Origin of the sequence: Klebsiella sp. S69, assembly GCF_016516145.1 — a bacterium.
Classification (GTDB): domain Bacteria; phylum Pseudomonadota; class Gammaproteobacteria; order Enterobacterales; family Enterobacteriaceae; genus Klebsiella; species Klebsiella oxytoca.
In genome coordinates this window covers 59673-76403 of sequence record NZ_JACVUU010000003.1, presented here as the reverse complement: position 1 = coordinate 76403, position 16731 = coordinate 59673, and the positions used below count along the sequence as shown (strand labels likewise).

Sequence of the window (16731 nt, the reverse complement as noted above, 5' to 3'; positions counted from 1 at the left end):
GAAATAAATGGTTAAATCAAGATCATGCGCGTCAGCGATTAACGCGCAGATTATACCGCCGCGCGCATAGATCCGGGTGCTATTTACCCTGAAGTTCCCTGCGAATAATTTCCGCCCCGGCGCTTAACGCATTGAGCTTGCCGGTTGCGACCCGCCGCGATAGCGGCGCCATACCGCAGTTGGTTGAAGGATAAAGCTTATCAGCATCAACAAACTGTAGCGCCTTACGTAAGGTTGCGGCGACCTCCTCCGGCGTTTCGATCGCATTGGTCGCCACGTCGATAGCGCCCACCATCACTTTTTTACCGCGAATTAGTTCAAGCAGATCCATGGGAACATGCGAGTTATGGCATTCCAGCGAAATGATATCGATACTGGAGGTTTGCAGTTGAGGAAACGCTTCTTCATACTGTCTCCACTCCGTCCCCAGCGTCTTTTTCCAGTCGGTATTGGCTTTGATGCCATATCCATAGCAGATATGCACCGCGGTTTCGCATTTGAGTCCTTCAACGGCTCTTTCTAATGCCGCGATCCCCCAGTCATTGACCTCGTCAAAGAATACGTTAAAGGCGGGCTCGTCAAACTGAATAATATCAACGCCGGCGGCCTCCAACTCTTTGGCTTCCTGATTGAGTATTTTCGCAAATTCCCAGGCGAGTTTTTCGCGGCTCTTATAGTGATCGTCATAGAGCGTATCAATCATAGTCATCGGCCCGGGGAGCGCCCATTTGATCGGCTGTTTGGTAAGCTGACGTAAAAAACGCGCATCTTCAACAAAAACGGGCTTTTGCCGCTCGACGGCCCCCACGACGGTCGGGACGCTTGCATCATAACGATTACGGATTTTGACGACTTCGCGCTTTGCGAAATCCACGCCGCTGAGGTGCTCAATAAACGTGGTGACAAAATGCTGGCGCGTTTGTTCGCCATCGCTGACGATATCAATACCGGCGCGTAGCTGATCGAATAAGGACAAACTCAGCGCGTCTTTTTTCCCGTCGATTAATTCCTGGCTTTCGAGTTTCCATGCAGACCATAGTTTCTCAGGCTCTGCAAGCCAGGAAGGTTTCGGTAAGCTGCCGGCCGTTGAAGTAGGAAGTAATTTTTTCATTATAAATAGCCTTATATCTGCGATGGATTAAAGAGCGGAATAAGCAGACCACTGCTCAAGAATATTTTTATACGGTTTGATAAAGTGCTCTTCAGTAAACTTCCCCTGCTCTATAGCCAGCTGGCTACGCTCTTCCCGGTCATAAACTATTTTGGTTAACGAATGATCCTGATGATTCAGATCGGGCTGATAGCACAGGCCTGCTGCGGAGTTAGCGTTGTAGATCTCAGGCCGGTATATCTTCTGGAACGTCTCCATCGTGCTGATGGTACTCATCAGCTCAAGGCTGCTGTAATCGCTCAGTAAATCTCCGGTAAAATAAAATGCCAAAGGCGCTACGCTGTTTTTCGGCATAAAATAGCGGACCTGCAGGCCCATTTTTGCAAAATACTGCTCGGTCAAAGACGAGGCGTTAGGCCGATACTCAAGGCCTAATACCGGATGGCGGTTTCCGGTCTGCTGATAGATGTCTTTACTGGACACGCTGAGGCAGATCACCGGCGGCTTTTTGAAATTGGCTTTATATTCGGCGGAATGAACGAAATGCTTAAAGATCTTCCCGTGCAAGTTGCCAAAATCATCTGGGATGCTAAAGCCAGAACGTTGTTTATTATGGTCCGGTAGCAATACGCTGAAGTCATAGTCGCGAACATACGAGGAGAAATTATTGCCAACGATGCCTTCAATACGCTCACCCGTTCTTTTATCAATAATTGTGGTTTGCAATATCTCAATCGCCGGAAAGGTGGTTCCAGTCTCTTCAATAACCATTTCCACGGAAATAATATTCAACGCAACAGAGTAGCGATCGCTTTTGGGATTATCCCAGTGCGCCAGCGTATTGAACCGATTGTCTATCATGATTAAGGTGTTGCGCAAATTCTCCTGCCGATTTTTGCCGCGAGCCAGATTAGCAAAGTTGGTCGTAATACGCGTACTTTCCGAGGGGTTATAGTTTTCATCAAACAGTGTGCTTTTAATGGTAAACGTAAAATCTTTATTCATGGCGATCTGGCATCCTGGTTTTGCAATGAAAAGTGATTATCGGACGAATTCCCGGCGTTAACGGATTTGCTCGCCAGCACTCTTCATGTTGCCAATAAGTTAATATTAGCTAATTTATGCCAGAGCCCCGCAAGGAGGGAAAGCGACTTAATTTCATTGCAACATGAGCCATTTTCATGATCTGGCTCACAGCCTGGTTCAGCATCGCTGTAGGCGGGGATTGAGAGGATTCGCGGCGGGCGCAGGCGCTCAGATGGCCGCTACCGGGCCGCATAAATCGAAGCGCGGCGATCGGAAGGCCGCGCGAAGATAACACGTTTTTACGCCTGTACGAGGCTATCTGCTGTGTTCACCGGCCAGCGTATCTCTCCTACGCCGTTCAGTTCGGGCAGGGCAAACAAGAACCCCTGAAAACGCTTGATACCCGCGGATTCAAGCCAGCACCACTCTTCGATACGTTCAATCCCTTCCGCCACCACCGCAATTTCCAGCTCATGACAGCAGCTGATGATAGAACGGACGACGGCCTGCTTAGGGCCGCTCAGGTGGATATTGGTAATAATCTCACGATCGATTTTGACTTTGTCAGGCTGGATTTTGGTTAACAACGACAGTCCGGCATAACCGGCACCAAAATCATCAATAGCCAGCCCCATTCCGGAGACGCGCAGTTTTTTAATCGCACTGCTAAACTGGCTGAAACCGGAGATCATTTCGTCTTCAGTCACTTCTACGATAACCTGTTCAGGCATCAACCCATACTTTTTAATTTCCTGCAGCAGGAATTCCACGGCATCGGGAACCACCACCAAAGACATCGGCAGAATATTAATGGATATTTTATGATCGCCGATGTCTATTTCTTTTGCCAGCGCGAAAGCCACCGATTTAGAGTTGAGGTCAATTTCATAACGTTTATTATGGTCGATTGAAGCAAAAAAGCTCGCCGGACTCCCACCATCTTTATTACGAATAAGCGCTTCCAGTGAAGTGATATGACCGGCCAGGGGCTCAATAATGGGCTGAAATGCAAACTGGCAGCATTGAGTATCAACTGGGGAGCGTTCAGGTGTATGAAAAGGCGATCTTTGTGGGATAACTGACCATTTTTCAGGCTGGAAATACTGGGAAACCGGGAGAGCTCTTTTTTGCGTTATAAACGTATGAATAAATTTATAAACGCGCTCTTCCGTCAGAAGATAGCTCTTCAACTTGCTTAGCTGGCGAACGGTTTTCAGCACGGCATCGGCTTCTAGCGTATCCAGATCAAAGTACATCATACCGACGTTTTCGAAGCGCCTGCGCGGGGCGTAATCTCGCATCAGCTCGACGACACCAAAGTGTCGGCTGTCGTGTTTAATCTTGCTGAAGAGCTGCTCCAGAATACTTTCGTCACCTTCAAGCACTTGAAGGATAACATTATCTTTAAAAAGAAGAATGCCTGAAACGCCATGAGACATGTTATTAACATTCGCTTTTTCAACCAGCAAAGAGAGATTAATTTCATGAGTTAAAGGTATCTGACTTCTGTAAATCAGGGTTGTCAGCATAATCCCATCCAGATTTTTGCCAGGAGAAAAGAGACTGTGTAACACACTTTCACTTTTAAACACAGCTTATTTATAATATTTTGCATCCATCCACAAATCCAACTGGAGACTTATCCTTAATGTAAAAAATACACGCCCCCACCGCTAATAAAAACCTCTTAAAGCCAAAAATAAATTTACAATATCCGATGAGGACCCTGGTAGATTCAGAAATATAAAAAATGCATCCAGACTATTTATTTTCTGTTTATCAGGCCGCACCGGCAATGGCATGAAAAATATAAAGAGCAAGATGAAGCGGCTAAAGCTGGCTAGTGTCGCTGTCCTGGCAAATATATCCCTGCTCGCGCATGCGCAGTAGACTCTCGGCGCTGGCGCAGACCATACCCGTAGTCAGCATTTCAAAACCAAAACGGCGGTAGAAGCCGACTTTATCCACCACCGAATAGATAAAGGTTTTGCCAAACGGCCGCAGCCGCTCGCTGGCCGCCTGCATCAGCAACTTCCCGTATCCCTTCCCCTGGCAGTTCGGGGCCACCGCAACATCCGCAAGATAGCTGCACCAGGTCAGATCGCTAATCGCGCGGGCAACGGCGACCAGCTGACCCTTTTCATAGCCAAACCAGCAAAAAGTACTATGACGAAACGCCCGTTCAACCAATGCAACATCGCGCTGGTTAAGTCCCGCATCGGCAATGATCTCCGCAACCCTGCGCCAGTCAACAGACTCCAGGTGCTCTTTCTCTTTTAATACCATCATGATATTGCCCTAAACTCGCCAGCCCTGGCTTTCAGCATAGCTGAACGACGCTGAAAAAAGAGAGGCCGGCCCGCCAGGCCAATAGCATATTATGCTGTGGTAAAAACTATGGCCTCGGGAAATCTTCTGATACCCTGCGGAAAAACCAGCGCATTTATGCTTGCAGCAGGCGATTAACCCGCCAGCCAGCAGAATTAAATAAAAACAGAACGTTTTCCGTCGGCAAAAAATGGGCAAAAAAAAACCGCCATGTGACTGGCGGTGAATGAATGCTTGCATGGATAGATTGTATTTTGCATTTTTACGTGCAGAGCACGAGCAGCTCTGTCTACGTCTCTAATCGGTACGCTACCACAGGCTACTTCAATGAAAGCTAAACGGCGGTGGCGCTCATAGCTTTTCCACCAGCGCCTTAAGTTGACTAATCAGCTCATCTTTTTCCCCCTCCCCGTTCCCCGTAACGGGCCAGGTGGACTGGCGGATAATCAGGCGGGTGGGCAGCAGTTCGCGAATTTTCAGCTGTGGGGCAGCCATAAGCTTGATCAGCAGCTCGACCGCCCTTTTCCCCAGCACGTTGAAATCCTGGGCGACGGTGGTCAGCGGCGGCTGGAAGTAGAGGCTGTCCGCCGTGTCATCATAACCGGTCACCGAGATGGCCTGGCTGCCGGTACGATAAAGCTGCGCCAGCGCGCTCAGCACCCCGAGCGCCATTTGATCGTTAGCGACCACGATCGCGCTAATGCGCGGATGCTGATGCAGCAGCTCGAACGTTTTACTCCAGCCGCTGGCGGCACTCCAGTCGCCAAATACCGTTACCGCATTACTGACGCCCAGGCGGTGCAGCGCCTCGCGCCAGCTGCTGAGCCGCATTCGCGCGGAGATCGAGCTTTCCGGCCCGGCAAGCAGTCCGAACTCGCGGTGTCCGGCGTCCCACAAATGCCGCACGCAGGCGCCACATCCATCACGATGATCGAAACGCACGCCGCAAACGTCGGCCTCCGGCGAAACATCGAGAAACATGCAGGCTATATCTGGATTCTCCGCCACCAGACGCTCCGCAAGACTACTTTCCAGCGGCAGGCTGATAATCGCTCCGCGAATATGCTGGGCGCGAAACTCATTGAGTCGCGCCTGCAGAGACGCGTAATCGACCTGCACCGGCATCGCAATTGAGACCTCAAGCTGATGCAAACCAGCATAGCTTTTCACCGCCGCGGCGATTTGCGAAGGCGCGTGCAGCGTCAGCGAGGCGGTAATCAGCCCAATCGACGGCGCGGACTTACCCGCCAGCAGCTGCGCGGAGCGGTTTGGTACATAGCGCAGCGTCTGCATCGCGCGGATCACTTTTTCGCGGGTTCGTTCGGACACCACTCCAGGATTATTCAGCACCCGGGAGACCGTTTGCTGAGAAACGCCGGCCTCACGGGCCACATCGTCAAGCGTTGCCAGGCGACGCTGCATAGTGCACTCCTTCTGAATCAAAACCTCAATGTCGTCCGCTAACATTTTATGTTTAAAAGACGACAAAAATCAGCTGTTTTCCCAGCTTTTCGTGATCGCCAGTGGGTTTCATTTTCGCCAATATTGCGGCTATAGCGAAAATAACTGATAACAAAATCATATTGTCTAGCGAACGACATTTTTATCACTTATCCGTCAGGAATGCGTATGCAACAACACCACTCTATTTCCGCCGCAGGAGCCACGTTCCATCAGATTCTCGCCCGCGAGGACTGGCAGAACCAGACCATTACCCATCTCAACCGTTTACCGGCCCACCCGACTTTCGCCAGCTGGCGCGATACCGACGCGGCGCGGAAAAACCAGCCCTCCGCGTTCCGCCGTCGGCTTGACGGCCAGTGGCAATTCTCCTGGGCCCGCAGCCCGTTTGACGTGGATGCCCGCTGGCTGGAAGACGATCTGCCGGACAGCCGCAGTACGCTGGTACCCTCAAACTGGCAAATGCAGGGCTACGATGCGCCCATCTATACCAACGTTCGCTACCCTATCGACACCACCCCGCCGCGCGTTCCGCAAGAGAACCCGACCGGTTGCTACTCATTGACCTTTCGCGTTGATGAGAGCTGGCGGGCCGACGGCCAGACGCAGATTATCTTCGATGGCGTCAACTCCGCGTTTCATCTGTGGTGCAACGGCGAATGGGTCGGTTATTCGCAGGATAGTCGCCTGCCAGCGGCCTTCGATCTCTCCCCCTATCTTCAGCCGGGCGATAACCGTATCTGCGTGATGGTGATGCGCTGGAGCGCGGGAACCTGGCTTGAGGATCAGGATATGTGGCGCATGAGCGGTATCTTCCGTTCGGTCTGGCTGCTGAATAAACCGACGCTGCACCTCTGCGACGTCCAGCTTACGCCGCAGCTGGATGCCCTCTACCGCGATGCCGAACTGCTGGTGAACTTAAGCGTCGCCGCACCGGTCGCGCTGCTGGAGGAGCTGACGGTGAAAGTCGAACTGTGGGATGACGATCGCCTGGTCGCCAGCCACCAGCAGTCGCCCGGTTCGCCGATTATCGATGAGCGCGGAAACTATGCGGAGCGCGCGGCCATTCGTCTGCCGGTAGAACGTCCGGCGCTATGGAGCGCGGAAACGCCATACTGCTATCGGGCGGTCGTGTCGCTGTGGCGCGGCGATGAACCGATCGAGGCCGAAGCCTGGGATATCGGTTTCCGCCGCGTTGAAATCAAAAACGGCCTGCTGCTGTTGAACGGCAAACCGCTGCTGATTCGCGGCGTCAACCGTCACGAGCATCACCACCAGCGCGGCCAGGTCGTTACCGAAGAGGATATGGTGCAGGACATTCTGTTGATGAAGCAGAACAACTTTAACGCCGTACGCTGCTCGCATTATCCAAACACCCCACGCTGGTACGAGCTGTGCAACCGCTACGGCCTGTACGTCGTTGATGAAGCCAATATAGAAACCCACGGCATGGTGCCGATGAATCGAATATCCGACGATCCGGCCTGGCTACCGGCCTTCAGCGCCCGCGTCAGTCGAATGCTGCAAAGCAACCGCAACCATCCGTCCATTATTATCTGGTCACTGGGGAATGAGTCCGGCGGCGGCGGTAACCATGAAGCGATGTATCACTGGCTGAAGCGCAACGATCCCTCCCGCCCGGTACAGTACGAAGGCGGCGGCGCCGACAGCACCACCACCGATATTATCTGCCCGATGTACGCCCGCGTTGACCGCGACCAGCCGATTCCGACGGTGCCGAAATGGGGAATCAAAAAGTGGATCAGTCTGCCTGGGGAACAACGCCCGCTGATCCTCTGCGAATACGCCCATGCGATGGGTAACAGCCTCGGCAACTTTGCTGATTACTGGCAGGCATTTCGCGACTATCCTCGCCTGCAGGGCGGGTTTATCTGGGACTGGGCGGATCAGGCCATCAGTAAAACTTTCGACGACGGCAGCGTTGGCTGGGCCTACGGCGGTGATTTTGGCGACAAACCGAACGATCGCCAGTTCTGCATGAACGGTCTGGTGTTCCCCGACCGCCGCGCGCATCCTTCCTTAATCGAGGCCAAACATGCGCAGCAGTACTTCCAGTTTGCGCTGCTCGCGCAATCCCCGCTGCGTATCCGCCTCAGCAGCGAATATCTGTTCCGCGCCACCGATAACGAAGAGCTGCGCTGGCAGGTTCAGGCCGCGGGTGAAACTTTTGCTGAGGGTAGCGTGAAGCTGGCGCTTTGCCCGGAGGGCCAGAGTGAGCTGACGTTGTGTGATGCGCTGACGCTGCCCGCCGGCGCGGAAGAGGTGTGGTTGACGCTGGAGGTGGTCCAGCCCCAGGCCACCGTCTGGTCCGACGCCGGGCATCGCGTTGCGTGGCAGCAGTTCCCGCTCGCCGCGCCGCTGGCGCTACGCGGCCCTCGGTCTGCCGGTAGCGCGCCAGCGCTGGAGAGCAGCGACGCGGCCTGGATTGTCCGCAGCGGCTCGCAGCAATGGACCATCGATCGGCAAAGCGGTCTGTTAACCCACTGGCAGGTGGACGGCGTGGAACAGCTGCTGACCCCGCTGCGCGACCAGTTTGTGCGCGCACCGCTGGATAACGACATTGGCGTCAGCGAAGTGGAGCGTATTGACCCTAACGCCTGGGTAGAGCGCTGGAAAAGCGCCGGACTTTACGAGCTCAGCGCCCGCTGCGTCCAGTGCGACGCTCAGCGCCTGGCCCATGAAGTGGTTATCGATAGCCGCTGGCACTATCTGCGCGGCGACGAAGCGGTGATTGTCAGCCACTGGCGGATGACATTTGATAGCGAAGGCAAGCTGCATCTGGCAGTCGATGGCGAACGTGCCGGCACCCTGCCGCCGCTGCCGCGCATCGGGCTGAATTTCCAGGTTCCGGACCAGCACCAACCGGTATCCTGGCTCGGCTACGGTCCACATGAGAACTATCCGGACCGCCGCACCAGCGCCTGCTTCTCCCGCTGGCAGCTGCCGCTGGAGGAGATGACCACGCCGTACATTTTCCCGACGGAAAACGGCCTGCGCTGCGACAGCAAAACGCTGGACTGGGGGCGCTGGCACGTGGGAGGCAACTTCCACTTCTCCGTACAGCCCTATGGCACCACGCAGTTAATGGAGACCGATCACTGGCACTGGATGAAGCCGGAAAACGGCGTCTGGATCACCCTCGATGCTCAGCACATGGGTATCGGCGGCGATGACTCCTGGACGCCCAGCGTACTACAGCAATGGCTGTTGCTTGAGACACAATGGCAATATCAGTTAACGATTCACTTCCAATAATAATCGGGGGCGCAAGCCCCCAACCTTACAGGCATAATAATATGGAATATTCACAATGAAACTCTCTGAACTGGCGCCACGAGAACGGCATAATTTTATATATTTCATGCTGTTCTTTTTCTTCTACTATTTCATCATGTCAGCCTATTTTCCCTTTTTCCCGGTGTGGCTGGCGGAAGTTAACCATTTAACCAAAACCGAGACGGGGATCGTCTTCTCCTCTATTTCGCTATTCGCGATAATCTTCCAGCCGGTTTTTGGCCTGATTTCGGATAAGCTCGGTCTGCGCAAGCATCTGCTGTGGACGATTACGATTTTGTTAATTCTGTTTGCCCCCTTTTTTATTTTCGTCTTTTCGCCGCTACTGCAGATGAATATCATCGCAGGCGCGCTGGTGGGCGGGATTTATCTGGGGATCGTCTTTTCCAGCGGCTCCGGGGCGGTAGAAGCCTATATTGAACGCGTCAGCCGCGCCAACCGTTTTGAATACGGTAAAGTCCGCGTCTCCGGCTGCGTCGGCTGGGCGCTGTGCGCGTCAATCACCGGCATTTTATTTAGTATCGACCCGAACATTACGTTCTGGATCGCCTCCGGTTTCGCTCTGATCCTCGGCGTACTGCTGTGGGTATCAAAGCCGGAGAGCAGCAACAGCGCCGAGGTTATCGATGCCCTGGGCGCCAACCGTCAGGCTTTCTCCATGCGCACCGCCGCAGAGCTTTTGCGGATGCCGCGCTTCTGGGGCTTTATTATTTATGTCGTTGGCGTCGCCAGCGTCTATGACGTTTTTGACCAGCAGTTCGCCAACTTCTTTAAGGGCTTTTTCTCCAGCCCCCAGCGCGGCACTGAAGTATTCGGCTTCGTCACCACCGGTGGGGAATTACTTAACGCGCTAATCATGTTCTGCGCCCCGGCGATTATTAACCGGATTGGCGCTAAAAACGCCCTGCTAATTGCCGGGATGATTATGTCAGTACGCATTTTAGGATCGTCTTTCGCTAACTCGGCGGTGGAAGTGATCATTTTAAAAATGCTGCATATGTTCGAGATCCCGTTCCTGCTGGTCGGCACCTTTAAATATATCTCTTCGGCATTTAACCCGAAGCTCTCGGCGACCCTGTTCCTGATCGGTTTCAATTTATCAAAACAGCTGTCAGGCGTTGTGCTCTCGGCGTGGGTAGGACGGATGTATGATACCGTCGGCTTCCATCAGGCCTATCTGATCCTGGGCTGTATTACCCTGAGCTTTACCCTCATCTCGCTGTTCACTCTGAAAGGCAGCAAAACCCTGCTCCCGGCCGCGGCATAACATCAGGCCGCCGGAAACCCTCCGGCGGCGCTTCGGCAATACACCGTTACTACACCGAATAAGTCAGTTGCCGCTAGCTGGCGATCCGCGTTTCCCCATCGCTATTTTCCAGCCCGTAAATCCGGGCTTCCGCCATGGATGAAACCAGCTCAGCCAGCTCCGCGGAGTGGCTGGTTAGCCAGATTTGGCTATAGCGGGAAGCTTCGACAATCAGCCGGGCCAGCGCGGGGAACATTTGACGATGCAGGCTGTTTTCCGGCTCGTTAATAGCCAGAAATGCCGGCGGACGCGGGCTCAGCAGCGCCACCGCCAGGCACAGGAAACGCAGCGTGCCATCGGACATTTCCGCCGCCAGTAAAGGTCGCCAGACGCCATTGCGGCGCATCTTTATCGAGAAACGCGAATTCTCATTTTCACAGTAAAATGTACACTCCGGGAACGCTTCGCCGAGGATCTCATGCAGCAGCTCTTCGGCGCCGATTTCCACGATGGTCTGAAAAGCGGCGGCAAGGTTGTGCCCATCGCTGTCCAGCACCGGCGAGCGGTAACCTACCGTCGGATGACGCAACGGCGAGAGTCTGCCTATATTGAATTCGTGATAAAAGCGCCAGTGGCGCATGGTTTCCCTGACCCTGGAGACTTCAGGAAAGCGGTGCGGCTCGCCCAGTTGGCCAAAAATCGATTCATTCTCATAAATCGCGTCGGTAAAAGTGCTTTTTTCACCATTGACGTCAACCAGGAACGCCGCCTGGTTTTTGCGTTCCAGCACGCGCGATGAAGGGCGTCGGGAAAATCCTGCCAGCCAGATAGACTCCTCTTTAACGATAGGATCCAGCTGGAACTGAGTCGGATACGGCAGTTTTTCCGGGAAACCTACTTGCAGCTGGTAGTCAAACTCATCGGTCAGGCAGGCAATCTGCAGCCGCCGCGGAAAGCGATCGTTCGGCGCGCTCGGCCCGGACCACATAATGTTCTCCAGGCCGCCTTCATCGCTGATATAACCGGAGAACTTCCCATCGGCGCAGGCGGTTAACAGATGGATGGCTTTATAAATGTTGGATTTGCCGCAGCCGTTGGGGCCAAAGACGATATTCAGCGCACCGAGTTCCAACTCAATATCCCTGACCGATCTGAAATTTTTTATCCGGATATGGTTAATCATAAATTCCCGAAACTGATAGAAGCGTTTCGCTCTACTGTATCGGAGGCAAAAGGAAAACGAAATATGAGGAGACCGGACGACAAGCGATCGCCCGGAACCGGCTTAGCCGAAGAGTTTTTTCATGCCGCGAGTTAGCGCGACTCTTTTGAGTTTTTCCGTATCCTCATCGCTCTCGTTGAAAACGCCGAAAAAATAGCGTTCATCATCAATGGTCTGCGATACAATTCTGTAGCTCAGCGGCTGACCGGATTTCGCGCCATACTGCGCAGGCGTCACGGAAATCTCCGTCGCGTTATCGGCAACGCTGACCATCAGGCCGTCGCCTTTCCCTCCAACCAGCATCACCTTAATTAACGGGTGCACCATGTCTCTCCCGGGTTGAGGTCAATGATTAATTTTCGATGGCCGCTGGCTGACAGTTGGCCGCTGCGCCGCCCTGGCCGGACGAGCCTTTCGGGGAAGCCGGACGCGCGCCCTCTTTACCAACAACGGGCGGTAACGGCACGCCTTCTTTGTCTACTGCAGGCGGCGCCTTCTGGCAGGTCGCCGTTTTCGTCACATCTGCGCCCCAGGCGGGCGTTTGCAGACTCAGGAGCGCCACGGGAGCAAGCAGTAACGTATTCTTCAGTACTTTCTTATAGTTCATACCGGCCTTGAGTAAAAAATGTATTTCTCATGCTGAGCTAAGCGCTGATTATTAGTAGTAAAAGCTGACAAATGATGAAGGAAAAAAGAGGAATTGTGAACATCAATAGTTCTTATTTATGAATTGCGACGTTTCCAGCCCCAGCGCCCGAGGGATCTTATATCTAAGAATTATCTCAATCAATTGAAATAACAGGAATACCACCAATTCTGGCGAAGTTTTTTGCAGGTGCACCGCTCTATACTGAAAACGAAAATAACCATCAGGATTATACAATGACAAAACTCCCTCTGATACTTCTTCTGGCTGGCGCGGGGCTATTACAGGGCTGCTCGGCGTTCGATAAACATCACGGCGTTAACTGGGGCGAAGGTACCTGCCCGACTCCCGCGCCAGAAGCGATTAGCAAATCGAAGCAGCTGATTATTGAGGATGGTAAAACCCTCAAATGCCAGATTCGTCCTTATGTCAGCAATATGGCCTGTCAGGGGATCACCGATAAAACTCATTCCGATGGCGTCGTTTGCCAGAACGGATTAGGGCAGTCAATTTTGTTTACCTTCGACGATAAAGGCGTACTGCAAAAACACGGTAGCGTGTAAGCGCTCACGCTAGGGAAAATTCCTGGAGTGACGCTCGCCGCGGCCCGAACATTGGTACTTCGCCTGTTAGCCACTAGACTTAAATAAGTCAAACGAAAGGAGAGTCTCATGTCATCACAAGAGTATGAAAACGACGCGCAGAATCTGGCCGATAAAGTGGGCAATAAAGTCAATGAATTTGCCGGGGAAGCCCAGCAGCAGTTTGGTGATGCGGTAGATTCGCCGAAACATCAGCTAAAAGGCGCGGCCCGTAAATACGCCGCTCAGGCTTCGGATGCCGTTTCAGAGGTCTCCGAGCGCGTCAGGGAAAATCCGTTAACCGGACTGCTGGCCGCCGGCGCTATCGGCCTGGTCATTGGTCTGTTGGCAGGACGGAAGTAATTCTCCAGCCTGCGGGCCTGAAAACTGATGGCAAGCCGGTTACACCTTTTCCCCTATTCCAGCCCGCCAATGGCTGAGAAACACCGGAGTGTTATCAGGTTACGCACTCTTCACCGGCCCGGTAAAGCGCTTGCCGCTACCGGGCTATTTCTCCCCTATGCGGTTTGTCAGTCATCAGAAGCGTTGAGAGCCTGAACGTGGGGTATTGCTGCAAGAAATCCTTAAAGCGCCCTTAAATTCCCACCACCGCAGCCACCTCAAACTGGAAAACGTACGGATCGGACAGCAGCTGGAATTGCTCATCATCGGCATAGGTGACGGCGACATGGTACTCTTCACCGGCAAAAGCGATGATAGCATCCAGATCGTTCCAGTAGGTCGCCAGAAAGAAGTGTTCCCACTCCCCCTGCGTTTCCCGCCTGACAAAGGCGCCCGCGTTGCCGGCAATGCTCCGCGAATGCTGCACTCCGGTTGCCTGCAAATGCCCCGCAAACGCATCGCCAAACGCAACGGGAACACAACCATGCCAGGTTCTGACAATCATCGACAGACTCCATATAAAATCAATAAAAATGAATTTATAGCAAATAAAATCGCCACTGTGTGATTTTTTATTCATTTCACACTATTGCGTCGACGCCCTTTTTTGCTGCCGTTTCTGCTTCTATCCCCAGGCCCAACCCTGCACGCTGACACATCCGCTAAAATTACAGGTATAATCCCACAAATTATTCAGCGGATTCAGAAACGAGATGACAAAACTCACCTTACAAGAGCAGATGCTAAAAGCCGGCTTAGTGACCAGCAAAAAGATGGCCAAGGTTCAAAGAACGGCGAAAAAGTCACGCGTTCAGGCGCGCGAGGCCAGAGAGGCGGTGGAAGAGAATAAGAAAGCGCAGCTGGAGCGGGATAAACAGCTTAGCGAGCAGCAAAAGCAGGCAGTGTTATCGAAAGAATATAAAGCGCAGGTCAAACAGCTCATCGAGATGAATAAAATCGATATTTCTAAAGGCAATATTGATTTTAATTTCACGGATAACAATTTCATTAAAAAAATCACCGTGGATAAACTGACCCAGGTACAGCTGATAAGCGGTCGCCTCGCCATTGCGCGCCTGGCGGGTGATAGCGACGGCGAGAGCAAATACGCGATTATCCCGGCAAGCGTAGCCGATAAGATCGCCCAGCGCGACGCCAGCAGCATTGTCTTAAACAGCGCGCTCAGCGCGGAAGAGCAGGATGAAGACGATCCGTATGCTGATTTTAAAGTACCTGATGATTTGATGTGGTAAATCGCGTTAGCCCGCTCAGGCAAAAGATTTAGACGTAGTCTGCGCGGGCAATGTGCTTTACACTGCGCGCGGCAAAAAATTGAGTAGATAAACGATTAACCAGGCGGTAATGGCGATGAACGGAACGATCACAACGTGGTTTAAAGATAAAGGTTTTGGATTTATCAAAGATGAAAACGGCGATAATCGCTATTTTCATGTGATTAAGGTTGCCAACCCTGAGCTGATTAAAAAGGATGCGGCGGTCACTTTTGAACCCACAACCAATAACAAGGGTTTGTCAGCGTACGCCGTGAAGGTCCTCCCGGAAAGCAAATATATCTATATCGCAGGCGAGCGGATTAAGCTCACGTCGATAAAATCTTACCTGGTTTATAACGAGGAGGAGCCTGCCGACGCCCGTATTGATAAAGAGAACGCGGTCCTCTCCGTGGGCCTGCTGATGGGAAATATCAGGCCAAAATCAGCCGCTAAACCCGGGGAAATGCGCTCGGTCAAAAAGCTGGCCATCACCACCTTCCAGGGCACCACGCTCATCTTCACGGAAGATGAGATAGACATCGACGCCACGGTGAAACTGCTTAAGGTGTAAGATCCTTCGGTGAAGAAAGCCGGGACAGAGCTCACTTTCTGCCGCCCGCCTGCCCATGCAGCCTGACGTTTCCCGAACTGGTGTTGTGCAGCCGGGTACCGGGACAGTGGCGCAGGTTTGGCTCTTCTGTAAGCCGCAAAAAACAGCCGCAACGCGCAGGTTGCGGCTACCTTCAATACGCTTAACTGGCAGCTATCAGGCTCTACGCCCGGCGTTCATTGCTGTATCAATGCCGAGGATCGGCAATGATACGTGAAGGACTGCCGTATAGTACGAGTATCTTATTACCTTCGACAAACAAGGGGGTATTACCTTGCACAACGGTCATCAGATTACCGTTTTCCGTTTCGATAACATATTCCATCCCCGTCTGTTTTGTCGCAGAAGCTTCAAGCGCTGCGCCGGTTAGCCCCCCGACAACCGCCCCGCCAATAGCGCCGACAATATTCGCGCGAGTGCCTCCTCCAATTGCAGACCCTGCAGCCGCTCCCGCGGCCGTACCCGCAGCACCGCCCAAAGCGGATGTGCCGCGAATATCGACCGGTCGCGCGCTAATGATAGTGCCGGCAATAGAGCGATTCACCATGCCTACCGAACCCACGGAATAGCTATTCGGGGAAATATCCTGCGCACACCCCCCTAACAACGTGAGCATCGTGATTAAAGCGACCCGTCTCATTTATCTACCTTCGAAGGGAACATCGGGCGGGAGAGTTCAATGCTTTCTAACGCTTGTAAGAACTGCGTAATATTGTTTTGTACCGCGCGGTTTATTGATTCACGGGCGCGAACAACGCCCACGAAGGCATAGGATGCAGGCACAGTTCCAGTAGATTCGATATCTTGCGTATAAATAATATCGCCATTAGAGCGGTTAATTACCTCATAACGCGCAACGGCTTTCGTTGTCATGGCCATGCCAAAGCTCGGAACGTCAATCGCTAAGACTTTCACGTTAAGGCTCACCGTATTAGCAGAGTTATCTTTAAAGATCGCCATTCTATCGAGCGCCTCTTGTAACGAGTCTCGCCAAATGGGGGTAATGGTTTCCATCCCCGCGACGATATCGCCTTTCTGCTCATCGGGACGCGCAAGCGAAACCGTGAGTGATTTTAGCTGTGCATCAATTTTCTTTTGGCTAACGCCAACGCCAGGTGTAGAAAAATTCAGAGGTGGAACGCTGGCACATCCTGTTAAAGACCCAATAACAACAGCAATTAAGAGTAGTTTTTTCATTATTTATCCCCGTTAGTTGTAAGGTCATCCTAGCGTAATAAATAATCCAGATATATTGATTTTAATCAGTTAGTTAAATAATAGGATAAACATTATCTCTGACATGGACGTTAAATGGGTTTTGCCATCGCTTTTTGGGCTATCGGCTACGCTCACAACATTTATCACTGCATTCAGATAAAAGCGCGCAGGATACTGAAAGATAGACACTAATTTATTCAGATCTTTCTCAGGTTTTAATTTTTGAAAGGGATTGAGTAGCGGATATTTGCGCCATAAACCGGGCCCTGCTCAACGGAAGTCGAGAGGGCC

At 52.5% G+C, this 16731-nt stretch carries 17 protein-coding genes; 6 read left to right on the top strand and 11 right to left on the bottom strand.

All coding sequences use genetic code 11. From position 1 onward, the window contains the following. Nucleotides 1-79: 79 nt before the first annotated feature. The 5 genes from IAE27_RS04320 to IAE27_RS04300 form a co-directional block, all read right to left on the bottom strand. Nucleotides 80-1111, bottom strand: coding sequence for a methionine synthase (locus IAE27_RS04320; RefSeq protein WP_017145799.1), 1032 nt, complete (start codon nucleotides 1109-1111; stop codon nucleotides 80-82). A 27-nt stretch (nucleotides 1112-1138) separates the two neighbouring features. Further along, nucleotides 1139-2116, bottom strand: a complete 978-nt coding sequence (locus IAE27_RS04315) for a DUF1852 domain-containing protein (protein ID WP_108703894.1) — start codon at nucleotides 2114-2116, stop codon at nucleotides 1139-1141. Nucleotides 2117-2436: 320 nt separating this feature from the next. After that, on the bottom strand, nucleotides 2437-3666 hold the full coding sequence (locus IAE27_RS04310; protein ID WP_004102385.1) for a diguanylate phosphodiesterase: 1230 nt from the start codon (nucleotides 3664-3666) through the stop codon (nucleotides 2437-2439). 301 nt (nucleotides 3667-3967) lie between these two features. Next, entirely contained in the window at nucleotides 3968-4426 is a 459-nt protein-coding gene (locus IAE27_RS04305; RefSeq protein ID WP_023321070.1) for a GNAT family N-acetyltransferase, read from the bottom strand. 390 nt (nucleotides 4427-4816) lie between these two features. Continuing rightward, nucleotides 4817-5887 (bottom strand): LacI family DNA-binding transcriptional regulator, encoded by a 1071-nt coding sequence (locus tag IAE27_RS04300; RefSeq protein WP_004102389.1) that lies wholly within the window; start codon nucleotides 5885-5887, stop codon nucleotides 4817-4819. Nucleotides 5888-6094: 207 nt separating this feature from the next. On the opposite strand from IAE27_RS04300, the gene IAE27_RS04295 reads away from it, so the two are divergent. Both IAE27_RS04295 and IAE27_RS04290 read left to right on the top strand, forming a co-directional pair. Further along, nucleotides 6095-9202 (top strand): beta-galactosidase, encoded by a 3108-nt coding sequence (locus IAE27_RS04295; RefSeq protein WP_154022630.1) that lies wholly within the window; start codon nucleotides 6095-6097, stop codon nucleotides 9200-9202. Nucleotides 9203-9257: 55 nt separating this feature from the next. After that, on the top strand, nucleotides 9258-10508 hold the full coding sequence (locus IAE27_RS04290) for an MFS transporter (protein ID WP_004113311.1): 1251 nt from the start codon (nucleotides 9258-9260) through the stop codon (nucleotides 10506-10508). A 73-nt stretch (nucleotides 10509-10581) separates the two neighbouring features. On the opposite strand, the gene IAE27_RS04285 is transcribed toward IAE27_RS04290, so the two are convergent. The 3 genes from IAE27_RS04285 to IAE27_RS04275 form a co-directional block, all read right to left on the bottom strand. Next, nucleotides 10582-11670, bottom strand: coding sequence for an AAA family ATPase (locus IAE27_RS04285; RefSeq protein WP_024274239.1), 1089 nt, complete (start codon nucleotides 11668-11670; stop codon nucleotides 10582-10584). 102 nt (nucleotides 11671-11772) lie between these two features. Beyond that, nucleotides 11773-12033 (bottom strand): hypothetical protein, encoded by a 261-nt coding sequence (locus IAE27_RS04280; protein ID WP_187326129.1) that lies wholly within the window; start codon nucleotides 12031-12033, stop codon nucleotides 11773-11775. A gap of 28 nt (nucleotides 12034-12061) precedes the next feature. Next, the gene (locus IAE27_RS04275) at nucleotides 12062-12316 is read right to left on the bottom strand and encodes a hypothetical protein (RefSeq protein ID WP_047719795.1); all 255 of its coding nucleotides are present in this window, start codon (nucleotides 12314-12316) and stop codon (nucleotides 12062-12064) included. A gap of 275 nt (nucleotides 12317-12591) precedes the next feature. Here IAE27_RS04275 and IAE27_RS04270 point away from each other — a divergent pair, with 275 nt between their 5' ends. Beyond that, nucleotides 12592-12918, top strand: coding sequence for a hypothetical protein (locus tag IAE27_RS04270; RefSeq protein ID WP_154022632.1), 327 nt, complete (start codon nucleotides 12592-12594; stop codon nucleotides 12916-12918). 108 nt (nucleotides 12919-13026) lie between these two features. Continuing rightward, on the top strand, nucleotides 13027-13299 hold the full coding sequence (locus tag IAE27_RS04265) for a DUF883 family protein (protein WP_004102398.1): 273 nt from the start codon (nucleotides 13027-13029) through the stop codon (nucleotides 13297-13299). Between the two features lie 232 nt (nucleotides 13300-13531). On the opposite strand, the gene IAE27_RS04260 is transcribed toward IAE27_RS04265, so the two are convergent. Further along, the gene (locus tag IAE27_RS04260; RefSeq protein ID WP_004102400.1) at nucleotides 13532-13843 is read right to left on the bottom strand and encodes a hypothetical protein; all 312 of its coding nucleotides are present in this window, start codon (nucleotides 13841-13843) and stop codon (nucleotides 13532-13534) included. Between the two features lie 208 nt (nucleotides 13844-14051). Between IAE27_RS04260 and IAE27_RS04255 the strand changes: the two genes are divergently transcribed. Both IAE27_RS04255 and IAE27_RS04250 read left to right on the top strand, forming a co-directional pair. Continuing rightward, nucleotides 14052-14591, top strand: coding sequence for a DUF2058 domain-containing protein (locus IAE27_RS04255; RefSeq protein ID WP_200092004.1), 540 nt, complete (start codon nucleotides 14052-14054; stop codon nucleotides 14589-14591). A gap of 109 nt (nucleotides 14592-14700) precedes the next feature. Beyond that, nucleotides 14701-15183: a cold-shock protein gene (locus IAE27_RS04250; RefSeq protein ID WP_032728331.1), complete on the top strand. Its 483-nt coding sequence runs from the start codon at nucleotides 14701-14703 to the stop codon at nucleotides 15181-15183. 226 nt (nucleotides 15184-15409) lie between these two features. On the opposite strand, the gene IAE27_RS04245 is transcribed toward IAE27_RS04250, so the two are convergent. Continuing rightward, a complete protein-coding gene (locus IAE27_RS04245) occupies nucleotides 15410-15862 on the bottom strand; it encodes a hypothetical protein (RefSeq protein WP_004102406.1) in 453 nt (150 codons plus the stop codon). Further along, a complete protein-coding gene (locus IAE27_RS29550; protein ID WP_004102408.1) occupies nucleotides 15859-16419 on the bottom strand; it encodes a UDP-N-acetylglucosamine acyltransferase in 561 nt (186 codons plus the stop codon). Before IAE27_RS29550 ends, IAE27_RS04245 begins: the two co-directional genes overlap by 4 nt. Nucleotides 16420-16731: the final 312 nt, after the last annotated feature.